This is a genomic window from Streptomyces sp. NPDC005752 (assembly GCF_040630715.1).
Lineage (GTDB): Bacteria > Actinomycetota > Actinomycetes > Streptomycetales > Streptomycetaceae > Streptomyces.
The window spans coordinates 146,986-171,460 of record NZ_JBEXYB010000007.1 but is presented as its reverse complement, the minus strand read 5'-3'; the positions used below and the strand labels follow the sequence as shown (position 1 = coordinate 171,460).

Below are 24,475 nucleotides of genomic sequence, written 5' to 3'. Positions count from 1 at the left end.
GGACGTGCGGTCGGCAGGATCACGCACCATGGAAACGAACAGCGACGGCACCCCGGCCACGACCACCGCGGACCGTCTCGCGCGGATCGACAGCGCCCTCACCCTGCCCTTCCCCGCGGGGCAGGAGAGCGAGGACGGCGGTGGGCGCAGCAGCGGGCCAGGACACCATCTGCTGATCCTGCGGGCGAGCCAGGACTTCTGGGACGACCGTTCCCCCGAGCTCGTCGAACCCGCCGAGCAGGAGATCGAGGACGAGTTCAGCCGCCTGGCGACCGCGTTGAGCGAGCGGTGGGGCGAGCCGGAGACCGTCGACCTCTGGCCCTTTCTGGAGCGGGACGACGCGGGAGCGGGCACCGTCCCGGAGCCGATGGGCCAGCTCTGCAACCTGGCGGGCAGCATGCAGGTCTGGCGTGTGCCCGGGGGCACGCGGTGGCTCGGTCTCGCCGTCGGGCAGGCCGACCCGGAGTTCCCCATCTGGCTGCTCGCCGCGGTCGGGGAGACTGCGGTGCTCCCGGAGTGAGGCGTCCACCCGCGGCCTGAGGCACCCGCCGACGAGGTCAGAGCAGCGACGGCTTCACCGACATCAGCAGGTGCTGGTGCGTGGCCGCCCCCGTGTCCTCCCCGCCGGTGATCATGGCGCGCTGCCCGGGTCCCATCAGCTTCAGCCGGACCGCCCTGTCCTCGAAGGAGGACAGGGCGTCCATCAGGTACGCGGGGTTGAAGGCCACCGTCATCTCCGTGGTGCCGTCGAAGACCGCCGGCAGCCGTTGGGAGGCCACGTCGTCCTCGAATCCGGCCTGCAGCAGCACCGAGCCGTCGGGCCCGGCAGAGAACGTCATCTGCAGTGGACTGCCGCCGTCCGCGACCACGGAGACCCGTTTGACGGCCTCCACCAGGAGGGCCCGGTCCACCACCGCGGCCGCGGGATCCGCCATGGCGAACAGCTTGTCGTGGCGCGGCAGCCTGCCGTCAAGCAGACGGACCGTCGTGCGCGTACCGGCGTGCTCGAATCCGACGGATCCCCCGTCCACGGCGACGTCGACCTGCCCGCCCCTCCCCAACGACCGCGCGATCTCGGTCAGCCGGCGGGCGGACACCACGACATCGGCCGTCACGTCCGGTTCCGTCGCCTTGAACGGCAGGGTGCGCACCGCGAAGCGGTACCGGTCCGTGGCCGCCAGCGTCATCGTCGAGCCGTCGAGTCCGAGACGGATGCCGGTGAGCGTCGGCAGGGTGTCGTCCCGCCCCGCGGCCACCGTCACCTGCGCCACCGCCGAGGCGAACTCCCCGGCGTCCACCGCCCCGCGTACCTCCGGCAGCGGCGGCAGCGCGGGGTAGTCGTCGAGGGGCAGGACCGAGAGACCGAAGCGGGCCCCGTCCCCCGTGACCGTCAGGCGCGAGCCCTCCACCGCGCATTCCACAAGGCCCTCGGGCAGCACCTTGCAGATGTCGAGCAGCCGCCGCCCCATGACCAGCGCCTTTCCCGGCCGGACGGTGTGCGCCTCCGCCTCCACGCGCGCGGAGGCCTCGAAGTCCAGTCCGGAGACTCTGAGCCGGCCGGTGTCCGCGTCGAGGAGGAGTCCGCCGAGGACGGGAACGGGCGAGCGCGCGGGCAGCACCCGGGCGGCCCGGGAGACGGCATCGGTCAGTGCGCCACGTTCCATGCGGAATTCCACGGCAGGGCCTCTCGTCCGGCGTGCGACCAGGTCGGGAACCACGCTAGGCGGTGCCACTGACAGCGCCGCGGACCGACGACAGCGACCACCCCCGTGAGCCGCTGCCGCCGTGCCGCCAGGGTGCCCCCCCATGCCCTCCGGCCCCCGGATCCGGGACGTCCCGGCGTCCCCCGACGCCTCCCGGACGTCCCGGAACACGCTGGGGACTCTAGAGGGGCGGGGTGGCGTGCGGGAGATTCAACTCGCACAGTGGGGCGCGCGACGGGTATCGAACCGCACAGCCTGACCGGTACTCTGCACTCCGGTTCCGGGAGGGAGCGGAGGACACGTGCGTGCGCGGGAACGGGCCGACGACCTGCTTCTGATGTACCGGCTGGCACGTACCGGCGGGTCGCCCGAACTGCTGCGCAGGCTGGCCCGGCGGGCGGAGGGCTGGGCCGGGATCCTGGACCGGGAAGGCACCGTGCTCCAGTCGGTGGCCGGGAACGCACGGTGGCCGGCGCACGGAGCCGCGGGGCTCGCCGCCGCGGGGGCGCGGGAACTGACGGCCCGTGGTGCCGGCTCGTACTCCCTCGACGCCGCGGAGTGCGCCGCTCTGCTGCTTCCCCTCGACCGGGGGCCGGTGCTCGCGCTCGTGGCGCCGAGGCCGGTGCCCGACGGGCTGAGCACCCTGATGGCCGACGCGGTGATGCCGCTGTCCCTGGCCTGGGCGTCGGAGAGCGTCGAGCGCAGACGGCGGCGGGTGGACCTCGCGGAGTCGAGGGGGCGGGAGGCGGTGCTGCACCTGCTGATGACCGGTCAGCTCTCCATCGCCCACCAGGTGGCGGGCGCGCTGAGGCCGAAGCTCCCCGACCCCGTGCGCGTCTGTGTCGTCGAGTGCTCCGGCGGGCAGCGGGACGAGGTGGCCCGGATCTGCACGGAAGCCTCCGGCGGCCGGACCTGGATCGTGCGCTGCCCGGTCTACGCCCGTCATCTGATCCTGATCACCCCGGCGGACGACGACGGGACGGAGGGCTACTCGCGCGGCCACACGCTCGGGCCCGCCGTCGCCGCTCTCGTGGCCGACTGTGTCGTGGGCGTCAGCGAGCAAGTGCGGCTGCCCGACACGGCGACCGCCTACCAGCAGGCCTTCCACGCCCTGGCCGTCGCCCGCGGGCTCCCCGGGCGCCATGCGGGATTCGGCGCCACCCCGGAGCCCGCGCTGGTCGTCGGCGCCGCCGGCGTGCGGTGGGCCGACGAACTGCTCGCGCCCCTGATCGGCCATCGGCCGCGCCGTTCGCAGGACCCGGGCAGCCAGGAGCTCTCGGCGACCGTCGCGTCCTGGCTGGCGTTCTCCTCCCACGCCACCCGCCACCTGAAGATCCACCGCAACACCCTGGCCGCCCGTCTGAAGCTCGTCGGGGAGCTCCTCGGCCTGGACCTGAACCGGGTCTCGGACCAGGCGGCCGTCGACCTGGCGCTCCGGATCAGGGCCGCTCCGGCGCCGCACCGCCCCCGCCCCGGGGAACCCGCGGCGGGGTCCGGAGACCTCGAGACCGTTCTGCGCGCCCCCGGTGTCCAGGACTGGGCCGCCCAGCAGCTGCGGCTCCTCGGTCGGGCCGGTCCCATGGGTGAGGAGACCCTGCGGACCTGGCTTCGCTGCGAGGCGCAACTGAGCCCGGCCGCAGCGGAACTGGGCATTTCCGTCCCCGGTGCGCGCAAGCGGCTCACCCGGCTGGAGGCCCTGTTGAGCCGGTCGCTGCTCCAGACGCCGAGCGCACGGTACGACCTGTGGCTCGCGTTCCGGGCGGTGGACCTCACGGCGTGAGCCGCTCAGCCCGACTTCGTGTACGTCAGGCTCTTCCCGGTGGCCGTGATCTCGCGTTGCAGGGTTCCGTCGGGCAGCAGCGTGAGGACGGTGGGCTCTCCGGGAGTGCACGACGACATCGGTTCGCCTTCGGCGACCCGCGAGGGCCCGATGCGGACGGATCCGCCGGAGGCGGGTTCGCTCTCCAGGTCCGCCCGGAACACGCAGCGGTACGAACCGCCCGCGTCGAGTGGGCCCTCGGCGGTGAGCGACAGTACGGCCTCGCCCACCTCGCCCTGCCGGACGACGAGCCGGCGGGTGGAGGCTCCCGCGCCGCCGTCGACGCTCCCGGACCACTCGCCCAGGAATCCGGAAGGGACGGCGCCGTCGGAGCCCGTGCCGTCCTGGTGCGCTCCGGAGGGGGAGGTGTTGCCCGCCGCGGAGCCACCGGGGCCGCCCTCCCCGTTCCGCATGAAGGAGTAGACCGCCCAGCAGGCCCCCACCGCGACGATCAGCGCGACGGCGACCAGCAGCACGGTGAAGACGGCTCCGCGGCGGGGCCCGGGTGGCGGCGGGGCGAAGCCGGCCCGCGGGCCGTGCGGGGGCGTCGGCCCGTAGCCGTATCCGTAGGTGGGGGCGGGCCGTTGGGGGTAGCCGTACGACGGTGGTGGCGGGGTCCGCCGCGCCGTCGGCGGGGTGGGGCGCACCGGCGTGGGGTGCCCGTGCGTGGCGGCGGGCCGCGACGCCGCGGGGGGAGCGGCTCGTGCGGATGCGGGCGGCACGGGCGGTGCCGCCCGGGGAGCCTCCTCCGGGCCGCCCTCCTCCGGGCCGCCCTCCTCCGGGTCCTCGGAATCAAGCAGCTCCACCGCGTGCCTGCCGAGCTGGGCGATCAGAGCGGCCGGCAGCCACGGCTCCGCCGTGTCCGTGTCGCCCAGCCGCTCCAGGAGGGTGTCCGTGGAGGGCCGCGCGGCCGGGTCCTTCGCCAGACAGTCCCGGATCAGCTCGACCAGGTCGGCGGGCACGCCGGTGAGGTCCGGGTCCTCCTGTGCGATCCGGAACATCAGGGCGTGCATCCCGCTGTCCGCCGCGCCGAACGGCAGCCGGCCGGTCGCCGCGTACGCCAGCACCGAGCCGAGGCAGAACACGTCGCACGCGGTCGTCACGCGGTCGCCCCTCACCTGCTCCGGAGACATGAAGCCGGGGGAGCCGATCACGGCGCCGGTGCGGGTGAGGCCGCCGTCGGTGGCGGTCTCCAGGGCCCGCGCGATGCCGAAGTCGATGACCCGTGGCCCGTCGATGGTCACGAGGACGTTGGACGGTTTCAGGTCACGGTGGATCAGTCCGGCGCGGTGGATGTCCTGGAGCGCCCCGGCGAGCCCGGCTCCCAGACCGCGCACGGAGCGTTCCGGGAGCGGACCGTGCGCCCCCGAGTCCTCCGCCGGAGCGCCCGGACGGCCCGAGACGATGCGGTCGAGCGAGGGGCCGGCGACGTAACCGGTGGCCACCCACGGCACCGGGGCGTCCACTCCCGCGTCGAGCACCGGCGCGGTCCAGGCACCGCCGACCTTCCGGGCGGCCTGCACCTCCGCCCGGAAACGGTCGCGGAAATGCTGCTGAGCGGCGAGCTCGGGGCGGACCAGCTTGATGGCGACGGTGCGGCCCCGGTCCGAGCGGGCCAGGAACACCTGGCCCATCCCGCCGGCGCCCAGACGCCCCAACAGGCGGTAGCTGCCGATGCGTTGCGGATCGCCGGAGCCCAGCTTCTCCATGGTGCGCTTCCTCCCCCTTGCGGCCCTGGCGGGACCGTGGGTCGAGGATAGCGGCGGGCGTGCCGGGGAGGCCGACCTCAGCCCCCGGAGGACCCCGGTGGCGCTCCGGCCGGGGACGCCAGGGTGTCCATGGCGGCCGAGAGCCGCTCCAGCACCTGTACGGTCCGCGCGAACTCCTCATCGCCCAGCACGCCGGCCAGCCGCGCCGCGAACTCCGCGTGGGCGGGGTCGATCCGGCTCACCGCGGCACGGCCGTCCGCGGTGGGGCGGAGCAGTTTGGCACGCCGGTGGGCCGGATTCGCGACGTACTCGGCCAGGCCCCCGTCCACCAGGAGATCGGCGATCCGCTGCACGCTCTGCCGGGTGATCCCCATCGCGCGGGCGACCCCCGACACGGGAAGCGGCTCGGTCAGCACCGCGCCGAGGACCTGCCACCGGGCTGCGGTGAGGCCGGCGGGGCCGGCCAGCTCCTCGGCGACGGACAGGAACTGGCCGTTGAGCCGGAACACCCCCAGCGCGGTGCGGCTGAAGCGGGCGGGGTCCGCCTCGTGCGCGGGGTTCGTGGCACTCATCCTTCGAGCACCTCGTAGGCGCTCGCGTCCGAATCGTGGAAGAGCCGGTACCAGGCGTCCAGCTTCTCCGGCCCGAACACCCCGAGGAGCCCGAAGATCTCGCGTGCGAAGGCGACCGGCTCGGTCGGCCCCGCCGTGACGAGAGCGCCGCGAGGGGTGTGCGTACCGCTGTCCGTCATCGCGTCGGCCCGCGTGCCGGCGTCCGTCACCGCGTCGGCGTCCTCGTAGTGTGCGCCGCCCGCGTAACCCGTGGCCGCGAGATAGAACGACACGGCGCTCGTGTGGCGGCGGTCGTCGAGGAGCCCTTCGCGGGCCAGCCCGGCGGTCGCCCCGCAGATCGCCGCCACGGGGACACCGGCGTCCAGGAACGTCCGCGCCGCGCGGGCGAAGGGGGCGAGGGCGTCGCCGCTGTCCCAGAGGGAGGCGCCGGTGAGGATCAGCAGTCCGCTGTCCTCGGGGCGCAGTTCGGCCAGTGCGAGGTCGGGCCGGATGGTCGATCCGCCCATGGTGGTGACGGGCGCGGCGGTGAGGCCGACGGTCCGCACGGTGTGGCCGTGCCGGGTGAGCTGGGCGGTGGCGTAGCCCGGTTCCCAGTCGGCGAAGGTGTCGTAGACGGCCAGGTGGACGGTCGTGCCGGTCATGATGACCTCCGGTCGGAGCACGGTACCTTATGACAGAAGACTGTCATTTCGACAGCGTGCTGTCAATGGGTCGGTGCGGTTCCGACGGGAACCCGACACCTTGCCGAGCCGCGCGGCCCATGGCGTACAGAGTGGCCATGGAGGACGGCCCCGACGCCGCATACGCTCGCCGCATGAGCCCCGATGCCCCTCGCACCCCGTACGCCGACCCCGCAGCGGGCGCGGCCGTGAAGGCCGCCGACCGCGCGCACGTGTTCCACTCCTGGTCCGCCCAGGGCCTGATCGACCCGCTCGCCGTCGCCGGCGCCGAGGGGGCGTACTTCTGGGACTACGACGGCAACCGCTATCTGGACTTCACCAGCGGTCTCGTCTTCACCAACATCGGCTACCAGCACCCCGTCGTCGTCGCCGCGATCCAGGAACAGGCCGGGAAACTCGCCACGTTCGCCCCGGCGTTCGCCGTCGAGGCGCGTTCCGAGGCAGCCCGGCTGATCGCCGAGCGCACCCCCGGCGACCTGGACAAGATCTTCTTCACCAACGGTGGCGCCGAGGCCGTCGAGAACGCCGTCCGCATGGCCCGGCTGCACACCGGACGCCACAAGGTGCTCTCCGCCTACCGCTCGTACCACGGAGGCACCGCCACCGCGATCAACCTCACCGGCGACCCGCGCCGCTGGGCTTCCGACACCGGCTCGGCGGGCGTCGTCCGCTTCTGGGCGCCGTTCCTCTACCGCTCCCCGTTCCACGCGGGATCCGAGGCCGAGGAGTGCGCCCGCGCACTCCAGCACCTCGAGGACACACTGGCCTTCGAGGGCCCCGCGACCGTCGCGGCCGTGGTCCTGGAGACGATCCCGGGCACGGCGGGGATCATGACGCCGCCGCCCGGCTACCTCGCAGGGGTGCGCGAGATCTGCGACCGGTACGGGATCGTCTTCGTGCTGGACGAGGTGATGGCCGGGTTCGGGCGTACCGGGAAGTGGTTCGCCGCCGACCAACACGACGTCGTGCCCGACCTGATGACGTTCGCGAAGGGCGTCAACTCCGGTTACGTCCCGCTCGGCGGTGTCGCCATCAGCGCCGAGATCGCAGCGACCTTCGAGACCCGCCCCTACCCCGGCGGGCTCACCTACTCCGGGCACCCGCTGGCCTGTGCCGCGGCAGTCGCCACGATCAGGGTCATGGAGGAGGAGAAGACCGTCGAGAGCGCCGCACACCTCGGCGAGCACGTGCTCGGCCCCGGTCTGCGGGAACTCGCCGGCCGCCACCCCTCGGTCGGCGAGGTGCGGGGGCTCGGCGCGTTCTGGGCGCTGGAGCTGGTGCGTGACAGGGAGACGCGCGAGCCGCTCGTCCCGTACAACGCGACCGGCGAGGCCAACGCCCCGATGGCGGCCTTCGGTGCCGCCTGCAAGAAGAACGGCCTCTGGCCCTTCATCAACATGAACCGCACCCATGTCGTCCCCGCCTGCAACATCACCGAGGCCGAGGCGAAGGAAGGTCTCGCGGCCCTCGACACGGCCCTCTCGGTCGCCGACGAGTACACCGTCTAGGCGGTACCGGACACGACGCCCTCCCCCGTGCCCGGAACCGGTCACTTGCCCTGGCTTATGGTGACCCAAGCCGAGAACGGGAGGGGGCGTCATGGGTGCGGGCGGAGGCGTGACCCGCAGTACGCTGCGGCAGCAGATCGCCGACGCACTGCGTGACGAGGTCCTTGCGGGGCGTATGCAGCCACGGGTGGAGTTCACCGTCAAGCAGATCGCCGAGCAGTACGGGGTGTCCGCGACGCCCGTGCGTGAAGCGCTCTTCGACCTCTCCGCGCAGGGGCTGCTCGAGTCCGACCAGCACCGCGGCTTCCGGGTCCGCGAGTTCACCGTCGCCGACTACCGGTCGATGGTGCAGGCGCGCGCCCTGGTCATAGACGGGGTGTTCCGCGGGATCTTCGACGGGACCGGCTCCGCGCCTGCCGTGCTCGCCGCCCACCGGCCCGCGCTCGTCTCCGTGCGCCGCAGGGCCGAGGAGGCCACCCGGGCCGCGCGCAGCGGCGACCTCGACATCCTCATCGGCTACGACCTGCGGTTCTGGCGGGAGCTCGGCGCGGTCATCGGCAACACCTACATCAGTGACTTCCTGCAGCGGCTCCGGATGCAGGCGTGGGTCTTCGCCGTCCCCTACCTCCGGGGGGACTCCGACGTGTGCGACTGGCTGTGGAACGGCCACCGGGACCTGGTGGAGGCGATCACGGCCGCCGACGGACCCGCCGTGCGCGCGGTGCTGGACGCCTACTACGCGCACGGGCTGAGCTGGGCGGACCGGCTGGCCGCCGGCGACCCCCCGCACCCGGGCCACGGCTGAGCGCGTACCGGCCCGAGGACACCCCGCGCCCCTGTGCGAGGGGCTCCGGCCGCATTACGCTGTCCCGACCATCAGGAACCCGTTGGAGAGCGAGACTTCGTGGCCTGTGACCTGTGGCTGGTCCCCCTCGTCGATGTGCTGTGCCACAGCCCCGACAACCCCTTCGCCGAAGAGATCGCCGTCTACGACAAGGCGCTGACCGAGGCGGGGCTGCCGCCCGTGCCCGTATACGCCTACATGCCAGGACTCACCGGGGACGTCGCCCCGGTCGCGGGCTTCGACTACGACGCACTGCACTTCCTGCGCCGCGCCTACCTGCTCCAGCTGAGCGGGCTTGCCGTCACGCCCGTCGACGAACTGGGCGGGGACTACGAGCAGTTGCTGGAGATGTTCGAGCAGAGCGCGCAGGAGTCGCACCTGGTCTGGCACTACGACCACGCCGGGGCGTACGTCCCGGTGGACTTCCCCCATCCGCTCTCCGACGACCAGCTCCTGGCGGGCGGCGGCCCGCTGGGTTCCGCCCACGGCCTGCTGCGGGAGCTGGAGTTCGTCGCCCCGTCCATCGGTATCGACCCGGCCAACCCGCCGGCCACCCCGGTCCCGCCGGCCGGCCCGACCTCCCTGGAGGAACCGGCCGCCCCCGCCCCGTACGACGAGAGCCCCTTCGCCCGGGAGCGGCACGTCTGGCTGGGCCTGCACGCGGCGGCCACCCGCAGCCTCGCGCAGGGATCGATGATCATCTTCAGCTGACCGGCGGCACCGGCCGCCGGCGCCGATCCGCTCTCCGGCTTCAGCGGGGCGGCTCCGGCGGCCGCTGGCGCGGCATGTTGGGCCGGGCCACGGGCATGGTGAGCCGGCCGGGCGCGGCCCCCGGCTCGGGGCGGCCCCCGGGCCCGCCCGACACCAGCGACTGCATCCCCATGGGCGCGGGCCCGGCCCGGAACTCCACCATCCAGTCGGCAGTCTCCATGCGGACGAGTTCCGTGACGTCCTCCGAGAACCGGCGCAGCACCCCCAGGCACCGCTCCGCGGCCTCGCTGGCGGTGCCCTCCGTCGGCCCGAGCACCTCACGGACGCACTCGGAGGACCAGTCGAACTGCAGCACCTGCAGGCGCCGCTGCACGGCCTGTGCCGTCGCGAGGTTCCTTATCCAGCCGGAGGTGAGCCCGAAGTACCGGTCGCACGCCATGCAGGCGGCGCCCAGCAGCAGCGACAGGTAGCCCCAGCCGGCGGACCCGTGCAGTTCCCCGGTCACATCGAGCAGGGGCAGGGCCGCGCCCGAGACCACTCCCGCCGCCGTGCCGAGCCGGAGCAGTCTTGCGGTGCGCCGCTTGCGGACCCGGTCGCGCAGATACCAGTCGGCGGTCTCCATGGCGCCCGCCTCGACCCAGCGGTAGAGCTCGTCGAGCCGTTCCGCGGGTTCACCCCAGTCGCCGAGGGGGAAGGCGCGGCCGGTCAGGTCCCGGGGGCCCGTACCGTAGCGCGAACCGGACTGGTCAGTTCCGGTGCCTGCACCGGATCCCGCGCCGGACTCCTTGCGGGGCGGCCCTTCGGGCTGCATCTCCGGCTGACTCACCGGGGCACTCCTCTGCACTCTGCGTCCGGCGCGTGTCTGCGCGGACCGGCGTGGTTCCTGATCTGGAAGGCGGGAATCCGGCATATGACCGGGGCTCCACCGGGTAACTCTGCGTTACCTTCGCTCTGCGTACAGGTACGGCGACGCATGCTCTTCCTACCGCCGAATGGTGGGCCGCGGGGTCGAAATCGCGGTATTCCCGCGTGGGTACGGCCTCTGGTCAGGTATAGGAGGCCGGCAGGTGCTTTTCAGAACTCACCCGAAAGAGTTGGTCCCCAGCGGGTGGGGCGCCGCGTCCGGCGAACACGTAGGCTCGGCATACCCGAACAATCCGTCGTCGAAGTGCCAGGAGTGACCGTGATTCCCGGTGGTGGCCAGCCCAACATGCAGCAGCTGCTCCAGCAGGCCCAGAAGATGCAGCAGGATCTTGCCGTGGCCCAGGAGGAGCTTGCCAGGACAGAGGTCGAGGGACAGGCGGGCGGTGGTCTCGTGAAGGCCACCGTCACCGGTTCCGGCGAGCTTCGTGGCCTGGTGATCGACCCGGGTGCGGTGGACCCGGAGGACACCGAGACGCTCGCCGACCTCGTGGTCGCGGCGGTCCAGGCGGCGAACGAGAACGCGCAGGCGCTCCAGCAGGAGAAGCTCGGCCCGCTGGCTCAGGGTCTGGGCGGCATGCCCGGTCTCCCGTTCTGACCCCTGTGGCTACCCGGGCGTACCGGATACGGTGCGAGCAGGAAGAAGGAGAGGCGTTCCGTTGTACGAAGGCGTGGTTCAGGAGCTGATCGACGAGCTGGGCAGGCTGCCGGGCGTCGGTCCCAAGAGCGCGCAGCGGATCGCCTTCCACATCCTGCAGGCCGAGCCCACCGACGTACGCCGTCTCGCCCATGCCCTCCTGGAGGTCAAGGACAAGGTCCGCTTCTGCGAGGTCTGCGGCAACGTCGCCCAGCAGGAGCAGTGCGGCATCTGCCGTGACGCCCGCCGCGACCGCACGGTGATCTGCGTGGTCGAGGAGCCCAAGGACGTCGTCGCGATCGAGCGGACCCGTGAATTCCGGGGGCGCTACCACGTGCTCGGCGGCGCGATCAGCCCGATCGAGGGCGTCGGCCCCGACGACCTGCGCATCCGGGAGCTGCTGGCCCGGCTCGCGGACGGCTCCATCACGGAGCTGATCCTGGCGACGGACCCCAACCTCGAGGGCGAGGCCACGGCGACCTACCTCGCCCGGATGGTCAAGCCGATGGGTCTGCGGGTCACACGGCTGGCCAGCGGACTGCCCGTGGGCGGCGACCTGGAGTACGCGGACGAGGTCACCCTCGGGCGCGCGTTCGAGGGGAGGCGTCTGCTCGATGTGTGACCCGGCATCTGACTGCGGCTTTATACGGGGCGGCGTTATGTTCTACCCACCGCTCGCGACCGTGCCCACGGGAGGTCCCCTCGATGTCTGACGCCACGCTGAACTCCGTCACCCAGGATCCGGACGATTTCGCCGTCCAGATCGCGGATCAGATCAAGACGTTCATCGTCGCGGTCACCGAGGTGTCCAAGGCCGAGGAGCCCGAAGAGGCCGTCCCGGTCCTGCTGCTCCAGGTCTCCCAGCTCCTGCTGGCCGGCGGGAGACTCGGTGCCTACGAGGACATCCTCCCGGACGAGCGTTACGAGCCGGACCTGGGCGCCGAACCGGACGCCGACGGGCTGCGTGAGCGCTTCGCGGAGCTCCTGGAGCCCATCGACGTCTACTCCGAGGTCTTCGACCCGTACGAGCCCCGCAAGCCCCCCGTGCCCCACCGCATCTCCGACGACCTGGCCGACCTGGTCACGGACCTCGGCCACGGCCTCGCGCACTACGAGGCGGACCGCACGGCGGAGGCCATGTGGTGGTGGCAGTTCTCGTACTTCTCCAACTGGGGTTCCACCGCCTCGGCGGCCCTGCGCGCGCTCCAGTCGCTGATCGCCCACATCCGGCTGAACCAGCCGCTCCAGGAGCTCGACGGCCTGGACACGGACCAGGACCCCGGTGACGGGGACCTGGCCGAGGAGGCGGGGCGCGTGATGGCTGAGGAGATCGCGGGGCCGCTGGGCCTGCGGCCGGTCCTGTAGCGGGGTTCCCGCGGGGTGCGCGGGCCGTGCCCGCCGCTGCCGCTGCCTCGTCCGCTGTGTCCTGGGACACAAAAGGCGTGCCGTGAGGGGATACGGGCAGCAGTTTCGTACGAGCAGTTCGGGACGGCCTACGTACCAGGTGGTGGGCGGGACATCTCACCATCCGGTACCGACGGGTCGATTCCGGGCTGCTCGTTAAACTGAGCCGACCGCACCATTATTGAGCGAGGAGCGCACGTGGGCCTTGTCGTGCAGAAGTACGGAGGCTCCTCCGTAGCCGATGCCGAAGGCATCAAGCGTGTTGCCAAGCGAGTCGTCGACGCCAAGAAGAACGGCAACCAGGTGGTTGTCGTGGTGTCCGCGATGGGCGACACGACGGACGAGTTGATCGATCTCGCCGAGCAGGTATCCCCGATGCCGGCCGGGCGTGAGTTCGACATGCTGCTGACCGCCGGAGAGCGGATCTCCATGGCCCTGCTGGCGATGGCGATCAAGAACCTGGGTCACGAGGCCCAGTCGTTCACGGGAAGCCAGGCCGGTGTCATCACCGACTCGGTCCACAACAAAGCGCGCATCATCGATGTCACGCCCGGGCGTATCCGGACCTCGATCGACGAGGGCAACATCGCCATCGTCGCCGGGTTCCAGGGTGTGAGCCAGGAGGGCAAGAACATCACGACCCTCGGTCGTGGTGGCTCGGACACGACCGCCGTCGCACTGGCCGCCGCGCTGGACGCGGAGGTCTGTGAGATCTACACCGATGTGGACGGTGTCTTCACCGCCGACCCCCGGGTCGTGAAGAAGGCCCGGAAGATCGACTGGATCTCCTTCGAGGACATGCTGGAGCTGGCGGCGTCCGGCTCCAAGGTGCTGCTGCACCGCTGCGTCGAGTACGCACGCCGTTACAACATCCCGATCCACGTCCGCTCGTCCTTCTCCGGACTGCGCGGCACCTGGGTCAGCAACGAGCCGCAAGGGGACCAGCAGGTGGAGCACGCCATCATCTCCGGAGTCGCCCACGACGTCTCCGAGGCCAAGGTCACGGTCGTCGGCGTCCCCGACAAGCCGGGCGAGGCAGCAGCGATCTTCCGCGCCATCGCCGATGCCGAGATCAACATGGACATGGTGGTGCAGAACGTCTCAGCCGCCTCGACCGGGCTGACGGACATCACCTTCACGCTGCCCAAGGCCGAGGGCCGCAAGGCGATCGACGCCCTGGAGCGCAACCGCGCCGGCATCGGGTTCGAGTCCCTGCGCTACGACGACCAGATCGCCAAGATCTCCCTCGTCGGCGCGGGCATGAAGACCAACCCCGGGGTCACCGCCGGTTTCTTCGAGGCGCTGTCCGACGTCGGTGTGAACATCGAGCTGATCTCGACGTCCGAGATCCGCATCTCGGTGGTCACCCGTGTCGACGACGTCAACGAAGCCGTGCGCGCCGTGCACACCGCCTTCGGTCTCGACAGTGACTCCGACGAGGCAGTCGTCTACGGAGGCACCGGCCGATGACGGGACGCCGCCCTTCGCTCGCGGTCGTGGGTGCGACCGGGGTGATCGGCGGCGTCATGCTCCAGATCCTTTCGGAGCATGCGGACATCTGGGGCGAGGTCAGACTGATCGCCTCCCCGCGGGCGGCCGGCGCCAAGCTGGTCGTACGTGGTGAGGAGACGGAGGTCCTCCCGCTCTCCGAGGACGTGTTCGACGGGGTGGACGTTGCCCTGTTCCTGGCGTCGGACGAGGTGTCCGCGCAGTGGGGGCCGGTCGCCGCGGCCCGGGGCGCCGTGGTCGTGGACGACTCTGCGGCCTTCCGGCTGGACGACGACGTGCCCCTGGTCGTTCCGGAGATCAATCCCCATGCCGCGCGGGTGAGACCGCGCGGCATCGTCGCGTCCCCGAACTGCACGACACTGTCGCTGATCGTCGCGGTCGGTGCGCTGCACGCCGAATTCGGCCTTCGGGAGCTGATCGTCTCGTCCTACCAGGCCGTGAGCGGTGAGGGCCGGGACGGTGTCGCCGTACTCCGCGAGCAGCTCGCCCTGGTGGCGGGTACGGAGCTGGGCACCCGCCCCGGGGACGTACGGAGGGCGATGGGCGACGGGGACAGGAGCCCTTTCGCCGCCCCGGTGGCCCTGAACGTGGTGCCCTGGGCCGGGACCGACGCCGGGGACGGCTGGTCGTCCGAGGAACTGGCGATCCGCCGGGAGTGCCGGAAGGTCCTGGGCCTGCCGGGTCTGAAGGTGACCGCGACCTGTGTGTACGTACCCGTCGTCGCGGCGCACTCCATGTCCGTGCACGCCCGTTTCGAGAACGAGGTCTCCGTGGAGCGGGCGCACGAGGTGCTGGCGACGGCGCCCGGGGTGGTGCTCTTCGACAGCCCTGCCGCCGGAGACTTCCCCACACCGTCCGACGTCGTGGGCACCGATCCGGCCTGGGTCGGCCGGGTGCGCCAGTCGTTGGACGATCCACATGCCGTCGAGATGTTCATCTGCGCCGACAATCTCCGAAAAGGCGCGGCCCTCAATGTGGCCCAGATCGCGGAATCGGTGGCCAGGGAATTTCCTCGTACCTGATCGAACCTGTTTTGTAGGATCTGTGTACGCCCTGTGGGTAACTTGCCCGTCTGAACACCTTGAGCTGGGGCGTTGTCATATCCGACGATGATCTCCTGGCCCTCCGCAACCGCTGGGCGGATGCGACGCGTCTATGTTGTCACTTCTTGCGTGGCGGGATGTGTTTTCAGGGCATTTGGGGAAGAGCAGGTACGAATGAGGGCATGTCGCACAGCATCGAACGCGGTGCCGTTCGCGTACAACCCTGACGGGGGGAAGCGTGTCCAACTGGCGTGGCAGAGGTTCTCGACATCACAGTGGTGGGCCCGTTGCGAGGCGCTTCGGTGCGCCCGCTCCGGCGGCCCCGCGCAGCCGGCGGTATGCCGGTGATTGCGCCCATGCCCGCTGCTCGGTCCACTCGGCTGCCTTCGCAGCGCGAGGGCGCTGAGGAGGCGGTGGCGGCAGGAACGACGGTCGACCATCTCACCGAGACCTATCGAGCCCACTACCGCTCGCTGCTGGGTCTAGCGGCGCTCCTGCTGGACGACACCGCGTCCTGCGAGGACGTGGTGCAGGAGGCCTTCATCCGGGTGCACTCGGCACGGAACCGGGTGCGGGATCGGGAGAAGACGCTCGCGTACCTCCGCCAGACGGTGGTCAACCTCTCCCGATCCGCGCTGCGTCGGCGCATCCTCGGGATGAAGCTCCTCTCCAAGCCGATGCCGGACATGGCGAGCGCGGAGGAGGGCGCGTACGACCAGTTGGAGCGGGACGCGCTGATCAAGGCGATGAAGGGGCTGCAGCGCCGCCAGCGCGAGGTGCTGGTGCTCCGCTACTTCTCGGACATGACGGAGGCCCAGGTCGCGGAGACGCTGGGGATATCGCTCGGTTCGGTGAAGGCGTACGGCTCCCGGGGCATCGCGGCACTGCGCGTCGTGATGGAGGCGCAGGCATGAGCGGGCCCGAGAACAGGCACGACGATGACCGGACTGGAAAAGGAACTGTGAACCACGGGCCGGAGAACATCCCGCACGCCGATCCGGAGCGGGACGGTGAACGGAAGCAGGACCAAGGTCAGGACCTGGGCCAGGGCCTGGGTCAGGGCCAGGACCAGAGCCAGGACGCGCAGGGCGCGGTCGACGGGTCGGAGGCCGCCTCGGGTCCTGCCGCGTCGGGATCAGCGGATTCGGGAGCTGCCGCGTCGGGACCCGTTCCTGCAGGATCCGAGGCCGGGGGAGCGGACTCGGACCGTCGTCCTGAGGTGGGCGCACCTGACCAGGGTGGCCGTGACCTCGGCGGTCATGAGGTCCGGTCAGGCGGTGGCGGCACGCTGACCGAACTCTTCCGCGGTGGTGGCCGCGGAGCTTCCGGGGACGGCCCTGGTGCCTGCGGGGACGACCCCGGTGCCTCCGGCCGCGCCGGAGGCGAGAGCGAGGGCATGGACGAGGCCGCGCTGCGCCGCATGCTGCAGGGCGCTGTCGAGGGTCTCGAGCCCTCCGACGGCACCCTCAGTCATCTGCACCGAGCGGTGCCCGCCCGTCGCGCCCGGCGGAGGCAGGGCGTGGTGGGTGCCGCGGCAGCGGCACTGCTGATCGGGACGGCGGTTCCGGCCTTCGTGCATGTGGCGAGTTCGGATGGCTCGGCCACTGCCAACCCCGCGATCGCCGGCCATGGCGAGCAGGCCCAGGGAGGCAGCGGACAGGACGCGGGCTCAGAGGCCGACGGCGGGAAGACGGCAGGTCCCGCGGACCGCCGGACCGAGGGTGCCGAGGGTGATACCGGCGACTCGACGGCTCCGTCGCGGGGTTCGGGCCCGGACGCCGAGAGAAGCGGGGCCGCGGGCGTCGACGACCCTCAGGGCTCCGACCTGAGTGCCACCACGGTCTGTGACCCCGGCCAGCTCGGGGTAGCCTCCGCCGACGCGGGCGCGGCCGGCGCGGACGGCACTGTGTACGGGACCTTCAGGATCGCCAATGTCTCCGGCGCCGCCTGCTCGGTGACCAACAACGGCACAGTCGGCTTCCAGGCGGCGGGCGCCGCCGACCCGCTGAAGATCACTGTGGTGCAGCACGCCGCGGGAGACCCTGCGACCGGCCTGCCCGACCCGTCGCTGGAGCCCGGGACCGTGGTCCTGAAGCCGACGATGGCCTACGAGGTGCGCTTCGCGTGGGTGCCGTCCGACACCTGCCCGACCACCGGTGGTTCGCCGAGCCCGACGCCCACGGACGGCGACGGAGGCGGCGGCGGAGGCGAGGGGGCGGGTACCACCGCGGGGACGACGGACACCGCGGCGCAGTTCGGCAGCGCGGACGGGGGCCCTGCGGACGGCAGCATCGCCGTTACGCACACCCCGGAGGCGGGTGCGCCGACCGCGGAGACAACGATCGCCAACGCGTGTGCGGGCACGATCTACCGCACTGGCGTACTGAACGCGTCCTAGCCTGATTCGTCCTGGCCTGATTCGGATGGGCGGACGGTGGTACGGATCGGCCGGATCGGCCGTGCAGGGTCCGTCATACAGGATCCGGTAGGGCGCGATCCGGCCGCGCAGGACCGACATCCCCCGCGCCCCGTCCGGCCCAGTCCGCCCAGGCTGCCCGGATCCGCGGTCTGCTCGGGGCTCCGGCTTGCTCGGGTCCACGGTCTGCTCGAGGCTGTGGCCTGCTCGGGTCCGTGCTTGCCCTGATCTGCGAACTGCGCGGGTTCCGCAGTGCCGGTCAGTGGCCGGCCCTGCCGCTTGCTCCGTCAGTCGGCGTCGGCCGCGAGGCCGAGTTGCACATCGCGTGCGGCCTCCGCCTCGCGGCGCACCAGCCGGAACCACATGAAGAGCACGAAGCCGCCGAAGACGAACCACTCGCCGGTGTAGCCGAGGTTCTGGAAGGCCTTCAGATCGAGTCCGCTGCCCTGCGCCGCCGCCGCGGGCACGGGCTTCATGTCCCCGCCCGCCCCACCCGCCTCCGGCTCGGGCAGGGTCACCCAGGCGTCGTAGACGTCGTACGGGACGAGGTTCACCAGGGACGCCGCGCTGATCATGCCGAGCTGGCCCTCGGGGAGCCCGCCGCTGAGGTCCACGCCGCTGGTGCCGCTGTTCTCGGAGGCCTGCAGATCGCCGGTCACGGTGACCTCGCCGGTCGGTGCCGCGGGAACCTTCGTGCTGCCCGGTGAGCCGGCCAGCCAGCCCCTGACGACGGGCAGCGCCTTGCCGCCGTCGGTGCGCAGCAGGTCCAGCACGTAGAAGCCGCTACGGTCGTCCAGCTCGCGTCCGGGGACCAGGAACCGGTCGGCGTACGTACCTGTCGCCACGGCAGGGCGGCCGGACGTCTCCGTGCTCACGGGGAGCAGGTCGTCGAGCGGCTTCGGGGAGCGGGTGCCCGGATCGGGGCGCTCCTCGGCCTCCTCGTGCGACTGCACGCGGGCCTCGAAACGGCCGAGCTGCCACGTACCCATGAACACGCAGAAGGGGATGGCCAGCACGACGAAGAGGTTGATCCCCCACCACCGCGGGGTCAGCAGGAACCGGTACACCCCTCCACGGTACGGTTCCCCGCTCCGGGCCCCCGGAGCGGGGTGCACCATTTATCCGGACCTTATGCCGTCGCCCCCTGCGGCCCCGGCCCTAGGCGCGGCCTTTCTCGTCTCCCCGGGCCTGTGACCTCCCGAGGTGCCGCAGCGCGAAGTCCAGCTCCAGTCGCACCTGCTTGATCCGCTCCTCCACGACGAGTGAGCCGTGCCCCGCGTCGTAGCGGTAGACCTCGTGGACCGCGCCCCGGGCCGCGAGGCGGTCCACGTAGTTCTCCACCTGACGGATCGGGCAGCGTGGATCGTTGACGCCGGCGGAGATGTAGACCGGAGCGCGCACGGCGTCCACATAGGTCAGCGGGGAGGAGGCCTCGAAGCGCTCGGGAACCTCCTCCGGGGTCCCGCCCAGCAGTGTGCGGTCCATCGCCTTCAGCGCTTCCATCTCGTCGTGATAGGCGGTCACGTAGTCGGCGACCGGGACCGCCGCCAGTCCGAGGGCCCAGGCGTCCGGCTGCGTACCGAGCCCGAGCAGGGTCAGGTAGCCGCCCCACGAACCACCGGACAGCACCAGCCGGTCGGGGTCGGCGAGCCCTGACTTCACCGCCCACTCGCGCACGGCCGCCACGTCCTCCAGCTCGATCAGCCCGACCCGGTGCTTGAGCGCGTCCGTCCAGGCTCGCCCGTAGCCCGTCGAGCCGCGGTAGTTGACGCGCACGACGGCGAAGCCGTGGTCCACCCACGCGGCGGGCCCCGATGCGAAGGCGTCGCTGTCGTGCCAGGTGGGACCTCCGTGTATCTCGAAGACCGTGGGGAACGGCCCGTCACCCGTGGCCGGAGTCTGAACCAGGGCGTGGATACGCCCTCCCGGCCCGTCCACCCAGGCATCCCGCACCGGTACCGAGGCCGGAGCCTTCGCGCCCGGCGGGTCGAGGACGACGGAGCCCGACGTGGACCGTACGGCGGGAGGCTGCGCGGCGGACGACCACAGATACTCCACCGTGCCGTCCGGGCGGGCCGTGGCGCCCGACACCGTCCCGGAGGGGGTCTCGACCCGCACCGGTCCCGCGGCGCCCGGCTCGTAACGCCACAGCTCGCTGCGTGCCTCGAAGCTGTGCTCGATCAGCAGCGCGGATCCGTCCGGATACCATTCGGCTCCCACGTCACCGGGCAGATCGACCGGCAGGTCAGTCTGTGTCCCCGCAACCGGGTCCCAGATCATCGGCTCCCACCGCCCGCGCCGCTGATGCCCGATCAGCAGCCGGGTGTCACCGGCCACGGGGGCGAAGGCCAGCACCGACAGGCCCAGCTCCTTGGTGCCTCCCTCGGTGTCGTCCAGCTCGGCGACCGTCGAACCGTCGGGGCGCACCACCCGCAGTGCGGAGTGCATCGCGTCGCCGTGCTCCGTGTGTTCCAGTGCGATCAGGGTTCCGTCGTGGGAGAGGTCGCCGACCCCGGCGGACTCCCGGTGCCGGTAGATCTCGCTCGGCTCCGCCCCGGCGGGCACCAGGTGCACCGTGGTGCCGTCCTCGTCCGTCGAGCGTCCGACCACTGCCGTGCCGTCCCTGCCGATCGCGAGTCCGGCCGGATACGAGGCTTCCAGACCGGGCGCGGCCAGCTCGTCCGGACCCCCGCCGAAGGGCTGCCGCATCCACACGCCGAACTCGTCGCCGTCGGTGTCGGCGAACCACCAGATCGCCTCGCCGTCGGGGGTCAGCACTCCGTCGGTCGTCCCGTTCGGCCGGTCGGTCACCTGGCGCTGCCCGCCGGTCACCCGGTCCCAGGCGTACAGCTCGTAGGTGCCGGTGGCGTTGGAGACGAAGAGCGCGCGGTGGGGAGCGTCCTCGGCCCAGTCGGGCAGGGACACCCGTGCAGCGCGGAAACGCTGCTCCCACTGCGGCGGCTCCGGGTCCCGCTTTGGTACGGACGCGTCGTTCTGTGTGTCGCTCATGCCCCCATCCAACCCGATGTGGCCACTCCGCCGGGCAGCCTGTGGATAACTGTTCGCACGCGCCCCCAGCCTGTGGGTAACTTCTCGCACGTACTCACCGATCCCGACGACCGGCACGAGGCCGACCGTGCCCGCCGGGGCGAGCGCGTAGCGATTCACGCGGCCGGTGACCACTACGATCTGGACACCTTCCCGGCAGTCAAGGAGGCCTTGCGCGGGCTCGAGCGCATCACGATGATCCATTCGCTCAGGGCGTCACGGCCCGGCAGCGACTGAACGGGACGGCGCCCGCCCGATTGTCAGAGGCGGGGGCCACACTCGGGGCCATGACTGAAACGGCCGGCGGTGCGGGCAGGGTGTGGGGGACGGCAGAGGTGCGGGCGGCGGTGGAGGCCTACTGGGCCGCGGCCGGCGCCCGCGACTGGGAAGCCTTCTCGGCCACCCTCGCCGACGACGTGGTGTACGAGCTGCCGCAGAGCCGTGAGCGTGTTCTCGGCAAGGAGCGCTACGTCAGGTTCAACCGCGAGTATCCGGGCGACTGGCATGTCCGGACTGAGCGGATCGTGGCCGACGGGGAGGCCCGGCAGGCCGCCGTCCGGACGCTGGTGACGGTCGGACACGAGGAGATGCACGCCATCCACTTCTTCACGTTCGACGCGGACGGCAGGATCGCCGGAGTGACGGACTTCTGGCCGGAGCCCTACGAGCCCCCGGCAGGCCGGGAGCACCTGGTCGAGCGGTACTGAGTCCGCAGCCCCCCGGAGAGACCCGGCCGCGCTTGACGCCACCGCCCTCCGACAGGCCGGAGGACGGTGGCACGGCGAGCGACGGACGGGCCGTTCTACGCGCGTTACGCCGCGGAGCGGAAGGCCGGCAGATAGCCGTTGGACTGCCCGACGGCCTTGGGGTGGTAGGAGTTGGTGACCGGGATGGACACGCTGTGGATCCACGCGTCACCGGAGCAGAGCTCGTGCCCGGTGAACTCGTCGACCACGCTGGAGAAGGTGAATCCCGCGTTGGCCGCCCGCTTGGCGAGCACCCCGTTCAGCACGTCCGAGGCGTTGTTGATGGCCCCGCGCTCGGTCTCCGTCAGCCCGGCGATGCAGGTGCCCGACAGCTTGTAGAAGCGCGGGTATCCCAGGACCACCACATGGGCCTGCGGAGCACGCGAGCGGATCCCCGTGTACAGGGAGTCGAGACTTCCCGGCAGCGAGTTCTGCATTTGGGAGACCGCCGTGTTCACCCGGTTCACGCAGGTGGCCTCGCTCTGCAGGACACACGTCTGCATGACGTCTGCGAACCCGACGTCGTTGCCGCCGGCCGTGAGGCTGACGAGCGTGGTCGACGAGCTCAGCGCGCCCAGCTGGCCGCTCGACACGGAGGACGTGGTCGCACCCGAGCAGGCGACGAACGCGAATGACGACGGAGCGTTCGCGTTCTTCCAGAGATAGGGATACGCGTTGGTGCTGCGCTTGCAGTCGCCGCTCTCCGAGGTGTAGCTCCCTGCGCCCACTCCGGAGGAGTAGGAGTCACCGAGAGCGACGTAGTTCCCGCCTGCCGCAGATGCTGGTTGGGCGAAGCCGAGTATGGCCACGGCGGCGATCGCCAGGGTGGAGAGAGATGCCCGGAAGGTACGTACTGACATGGCTGCCAGCCCTTCGAAACGTGGGGGATGAGTGGGGAGTTCGTGGGGCGAGCACGTTTGTAGCAGCTTCCGGTACTCGGCGGTAATGGCCGCGGGGAAAGTCGTCTGATATGCCCGAAGGATCGTTCGGCAGGCGATGCTCCGCGCGTAGATAAACCTTCAACGGGACCCCGAAATGGTGAAGTTGTGGGTCTCCCCGGCACCCTTGGAGGCACCGCCCGGTCACCTCGATGGCGGCGCCCGACCCTTCGGGGGAGCGCCCGCTGCCGTCGCCGTGCCGCCTTCACAACTCCCCTCGCACCGCACATGACTGCGGCCGCCAGGAAACCTGGCGGCCGCAGTGAGGGGATGGCCGGGGCTAGAGCGTGCGCTCCAGACGGTCCGCCATCAGCTTGCTGAAGCGCGAGGGATCGCTCAGCTCGCCACCGTCCGAGAGAAGTGCCAGTCCGTGGACGAGCTCGGCCGTCTCGGCCAGTTCGGTACCGCTACCCGCTTCGCCGCTCTGCTCGGCGTACGCCTTGTTCAGCCCGCTGATCAGTCCGTGCGACGGGTTGAGTTCGAGGATGCGCTTGATCTGCGGCACCTCCTGGCCCATCGCGCGGTACATGTTCTCCAGCGCCGGGGTGACATCGTGCGTGTCCGAGACGATGCACGCCGGTGAGACGGTCAGCCGTGACGAGAGGCGTACCTCCTTCACGGTGTCACCGAGCTGCTCCGTCATCCAGGTCAGCAGGCCGGCGTACTCCTCCTGCTGCTTCTCACGCTCGGCCTCGACCTCCTTCTTCTCCTCGTCGGTGTCGAGGTCGACCTCGCCCTTGGCGATCGACTGGAGAGGCTTGCCGTCGAACTCGGGGACGGACTGGACCCAGACCTCGTCGACGGGGTCGGTCAGCAGGAGGACCTCGAAGCCCTTCGCGCGGAAGGCCTCCATGTGGGGCGAACTCTCCATGGCCGCACGCGATTCGCCGGTCATGAAGTAGATCTGCTCCTGGCCCTCCTTCATCCGCTCCACGTACGAGCGCAGAGTGGTGAGCCCCTCCTCGTCCTGGGTCGAGGCGAAGGAGGAGATCTCGAGGATCGCGTCGCGGTTCTCGAAGTCCTGGAACAGCCCTTCCTTCAGGACCCGGCCGAATTCCTTCCAGAAGGTGGCGTACTTCTCGGGGGCGCCGGACCTCAGGTCCTTCACCGTCGACAGCACCTTCTTGACAAGGCGACGCCGCATCATTTCGATCTGGCGGTCCTGCTGGAGGATCTCACGCGACACATTGAGCGAAAGGTCCTGTGCGTCGACGACACCCTTCACGAAGCGGAGATACGTCGGCATGAGAGCTTCGCAGTCATCCATGATGAATACGCGCTTCACATAGAGCTGAACACCGCGCTTGTGGTCCTGCATGAACAGGTCCTGCGGTGCGTGAGACGGCAGGAAGAGCAGGGCCTGGTATTCGAAGGTGCCCTCCGCCTGCATGCGAATGGTTTCGAGGGGTTCGGTCCAGTCGTGGCTGATGTGCTTGTACAGCTCGCTGTACTCCTCATCGGTCACGGAGTCCTTCGACCTGGCCCACAGGGCCTTCATCGAGTTGACCGTCTCGGTACCGGGTTCGGCGCCCTCCTCGCCCTCCGAAGCCATGCGGATGGGCCAGGTGATGAAGTCCGAGTAGCGCTTGACGATTTCCCTGATCTTCCAGGGCGACGTGTAGTCGAAGAGCTTGTCCTCGGTGTCCTCGGGCTTGAGTCGCAGCGTGACCGACGTGCCCTGGGGCGCGTCGTCGACGGACTCGACGGTGTAGGTGCCCTCACCGCTGGACTGCCAGCGCGTGCCCGTTTCCTCGCCCGCGCGCCGGGTCAGCAGGGTGACCTCGTCGGCGACCATGAAGCTCGAATAGAACCCGACACCGAACTGTCCGATGAGTTCCTCGGATGCGGTGGCGTCCTTGGCTTCCTTCAGTTCCTGGAGGAACTTCGCCGTACCGGAATTGGCAATCGTCCCGATCAACTGCACGACCTCGTCGTGCGACATTCCGATGCCGTTGTCGCGCACGGTCAGCGTGCGCTTATCCTGGTCGGTTTCAATGGCGATATGGAGGTCGGACGAGTCTGCCTGGAGTGCGTCGTCGCGGAGCGTTTCCAGTCGCAGCTTGTCCAGCGCGTCCGAGGAATTGGAAATGAGCTCACGCAGGAAGACATCCTTGTTCGAGTAAATCGAATGGATCATCATCTGCAGGAGCTGGCGCGCTTCTACCTGAAACTCGAACGTCTCGGCCGGCATGGGTGCGGGTTCCCTTTCCTGGGGTAAGTGATCTGAGCCGCTGTACATCGTAACCAGGCTCCGGGCCGCCCATGTG

23 protein-coding genes are annotated in these 24,475 nt (G+C 70.8%); 14 read left to right on the top strand and 9 right to left on the bottom strand.

The window, feature by feature from the left end; genetic code table 11:
• The first annotated feature begins 28 nt into the window (after positions 1 to 28).
• A complete protein-coding gene (locus ABZ441_RS08770) occupies positions 29 to 520 on the top strand; it encodes a hypothetical protein (RefSeq protein WP_358969855.1) in 492 nt (163 codons plus the stop codon).
• 37 nt (positions 521 to 557) lie between these two features.
• Here the strand turns inward: ABZ441_RS08770 and dnaN are convergent, their stop codons facing one another.
• Positions 558 to 1,676, bottom strand: coding sequence for a DNA polymerase III subunit beta (gene dnaN / locus ABZ441_RS08765; protein WP_358969853.1), 1,119 nt, complete (start codon positions 1,674 to 1,676; stop codon positions 558 to 560).
• A gap of 364 nt (positions 1,677 to 2,040) precedes the next feature.
• On the opposite strand from dnaN, the gene ABZ441_RS08760 reads away from it, so the two are divergent.
• The gene (locus ABZ441_RS08760) at positions 2,041 to 3,483 is read left to right on the top strand and encodes a helix-turn-helix domain-containing protein (protein ID WP_358969963.1); all 1,443 of its coding nucleotides are present in this window, start codon (positions 2,041 to 2,043) and stop codon (positions 3,481 to 3,483) included.
• A gap of 5 nt (positions 3,484 to 3,488) precedes the next feature.
• Here ABZ441_RS08760 and ABZ441_RS08755 read toward each other — a convergent pair whose 3' ends face one another.
• From ABZ441_RS08755 to ABZ441_RS08745, 3 genes are all read right to left on the bottom strand, one after another.
• Positions 3,489 to 5,231, bottom strand: a complete 1,743-nt coding sequence (locus ABZ441_RS08755; protein WP_358969851.1) for a serine/threonine-protein kinase — start codon at positions 5,229 to 5,231, stop codon at positions 3,489 to 3,491.
• 77 nt (positions 5,232 to 5,308) lie between these two features.
• Positions 5,309 to 5,803, bottom strand: coding sequence for a MarR family winged helix-turn-helix transcriptional regulator (locus tag ABZ441_RS08750; protein ID WP_358969849.1), 495 nt, complete (start codon positions 5,801 to 5,803; stop codon positions 5,309 to 5,311).
• Complete coding sequence (locus tag ABZ441_RS08745; RefSeq protein ID WP_358969847.1) at positions 5,800 to 6,444, bottom strand: DJ-1/PfpI family protein; 645 nt, start codon at positions 6,442 to 6,444, stop codon at positions 5,800 to 5,802. Before ABZ441_RS08745 ends, ABZ441_RS08750 begins: the two co-directional genes overlap by 4 nt.
• 173 nt (positions 6,445 to 6,617) lie before the next feature.
• On the opposite strand from ABZ441_RS08745, the gene ABZ441_RS08740 reads away from it, so the two are divergent.
• The 3 genes from ABZ441_RS08740 (at position 6,618) to ABZ441_RS08730 (ending at position 9,546) form a co-directional block, all read left to right on the top strand.
• The gene (locus ABZ441_RS08740) at positions 6,618 to 7,991 is read left to right on the top strand and encodes an aspartate aminotransferase family protein (protein ID WP_358969845.1); all 1,374 of its coding nucleotides are present in this window, start codon (positions 6,618 to 6,620) and stop codon (positions 7,989 to 7,991) included.
• A gap of 91 nt (positions 7,992 to 8,082) precedes the next feature.
• On the top strand, positions 8,083 to 8,796 hold the full coding sequence (locus ABZ441_RS08735; RefSeq protein ID WP_358969843.1) for a GntR family transcriptional regulator: 714 nt from the start codon (positions 8,083 to 8,085) through the stop codon (positions 8,794 to 8,796).
• Positions 8,797 to 8,895: 99 nt separating this feature from the next.
• The gene (locus ABZ441_RS08730; protein ID WP_358969841.1) at positions 8,896 to 9,546 is read left to right on the top strand and encodes a hypothetical protein; all 651 of its coding nucleotides are present in this window, start codon (positions 8,896 to 8,898) and stop codon (positions 9,544 to 9,546) included.
• A gap of 40 nt (positions 9,547 to 9,586) precedes the next feature.
• Here ABZ441_RS08730 and ABZ441_RS08725 read toward each other — a convergent pair whose 3' ends face one another.
• Positions 9,587 to 10,372, bottom strand: a complete 786-nt coding sequence (locus ABZ441_RS08725; protein ID WP_358969839.1) for an SLATT domain-containing protein — start codon at positions 10,370 to 10,372, stop codon at positions 9,587 to 9,589.
• A gap of 357 nt (positions 10,373 to 10,729) precedes the next feature.
• Between ABZ441_RS08725 and ABZ441_RS08720 the strand changes: the two genes are divergently transcribed.
• The 7 genes from ABZ441_RS08720 (at position 10,730) to ABZ441_RS08690 (ending at position 17,458) form a co-directional block, all read left to right on the top strand.
• Positions 10,730 to 11,065 (top strand): YbaB/EbfC family nucleoid-associated protein, encoded by a 336-nt coding sequence (locus tag ABZ441_RS08720; RefSeq protein WP_205019322.1) that lies wholly within the window; start codon positions 10,730 to 10,732, stop codon positions 11,063 to 11,065.
• 61 nt (positions 11,066 to 11,126) lie between these two features.
• A complete protein-coding gene (gene recR, locus ABZ441_RS08715) occupies positions 11,127 to 11,726 on the top strand; it encodes a recombination mediator RecR (protein WP_358969837.1) in 600 nt (199 codons plus the stop codon).
• Between the two features lie 83 nt (positions 11,727 to 11,809).
• On the top strand, positions 11,810 to 12,469 hold the full coding sequence (locus tag ABZ441_RS08710) for a DUF5063 domain-containing protein (RefSeq protein ID WP_358969835.1): 660 nt from the start codon (positions 11,810 to 11,812) through the stop codon (positions 12,467 to 12,469).
• Positions 12,470 to 12,706: 237 nt separating this feature from the next.
• On the top strand, positions 12,707 to 13,978 hold the full coding sequence (locus ABZ441_RS08705) for an aspartate kinase (protein ID WP_307126276.1): 1,272 nt from the start codon (positions 12,707 to 12,709) through the stop codon (positions 13,976 to 13,978).
• Positions 13,975 to 15,039: an aspartate-semialdehyde dehydrogenase gene (locus ABZ441_RS08700; protein ID WP_358969832.1), complete on the top strand. Its 1,065-nt coding sequence runs from the start codon at positions 13,975 to 13,977 to the stop codon at positions 15,037 to 15,039. The genes ABZ441_RS08705 and ABZ441_RS08700 overlap by 4 nt, the downstream gene beginning before the upstream one ends.
• Before the next feature lie 359 nt (positions 15,040 to 15,398).
• The gene (locus ABZ441_RS08695) at positions 15,399 to 15,974 is read left to right on the top strand and encodes a SigE family RNA polymerase sigma factor (RefSeq protein WP_205018934.1); all 576 of its coding nucleotides are present in this window, start codon (positions 15,399 to 15,401) and stop codon (positions 15,972 to 15,974) included.
• Entirely contained in the window at positions 15,971 to 17,458 is a 1,488-nt protein-coding gene (locus ABZ441_RS08690; protein WP_358969829.1) for a hypothetical protein, read from the top strand. The genes ABZ441_RS08695 and ABZ441_RS08690 overlap by 4 nt, the downstream gene beginning before the upstream one ends.
• A gap of 305 nt (positions 17,459 to 17,763) precedes the next feature.
• Here the strand turns inward: ABZ441_RS08690 and ABZ441_RS08685 are convergent, their stop codons facing one another.
• On the bottom strand, positions 17,764 to 18,543 hold the full coding sequence (locus ABZ441_RS08685) for an SURF1 family protein (protein WP_358969827.1): 780 nt from the start codon (positions 18,541 to 18,543) through the stop codon (positions 17,764 to 17,766).
• A 91-nt stretch (positions 18,544 to 18,634) separates the two neighbouring features.
• Complete coding sequence (locus tag ABZ441_RS08680; protein WP_358969825.1) at positions 18,635 to 20,485, bottom strand: prolyl oligopeptidase family serine peptidase; 1,851 nt, start codon at positions 20,483 to 20,485, stop codon at positions 18,635 to 18,637.
• 18 nt (positions 20,486 to 20,503) lie between these two features.
• On the opposite strand from ABZ441_RS08680, the gene ABZ441_RS08675 reads away from it, so the two are divergent.
• Together ABZ441_RS08675 and ABZ441_RS08670 are read left to right on the top strand one after the other, a co-directional pair.
• Positions 20,504 to 20,761: a hypothetical protein gene (locus ABZ441_RS08675; protein WP_358969970.1), complete on the top strand. Its 258-nt coding sequence runs from the start codon at positions 20,504 to 20,506 to the stop codon at positions 20,759 to 20,761.
• A gap of 50 nt (positions 20,762 to 20,811) precedes the next feature.
• Entirely contained in the window at positions 20,812 to 21,231 is a 420-nt protein-coding gene (locus ABZ441_RS08670; RefSeq protein WP_358969823.1) for a nuclear transport factor 2 family protein, read from the top strand.
• A gap of 104 nt (positions 21,232 to 21,335) precedes the next feature.
• Here the strand turns inward: ABZ441_RS08670 and ABZ441_RS08665 are convergent, their stop codons facing one another.
• Positions 21,336 to 22,130: an SGNH/GDSL hydrolase family protein gene (locus ABZ441_RS08665; protein WP_358969821.1), complete on the bottom strand. Its 795-nt coding sequence runs from the start codon at positions 22,128 to 22,130 to the stop codon at positions 21,336 to 21,338.
• A gap of 358 nt (positions 22,131 to 22,488) precedes the next feature.
• The gene (htpG, locus tag ABZ441_RS08660; protein WP_358969819.1) at positions 22,489 to 24,399 is read right to left on the bottom strand and encodes a molecular chaperone HtpG; all 1,911 of its coding nucleotides are present in this window, start codon (positions 24,397 to 24,399) and stop codon (positions 22,489 to 22,491) included.
• Positions 24,400 to 24,475 lie beyond the last annotated feature (76 nt).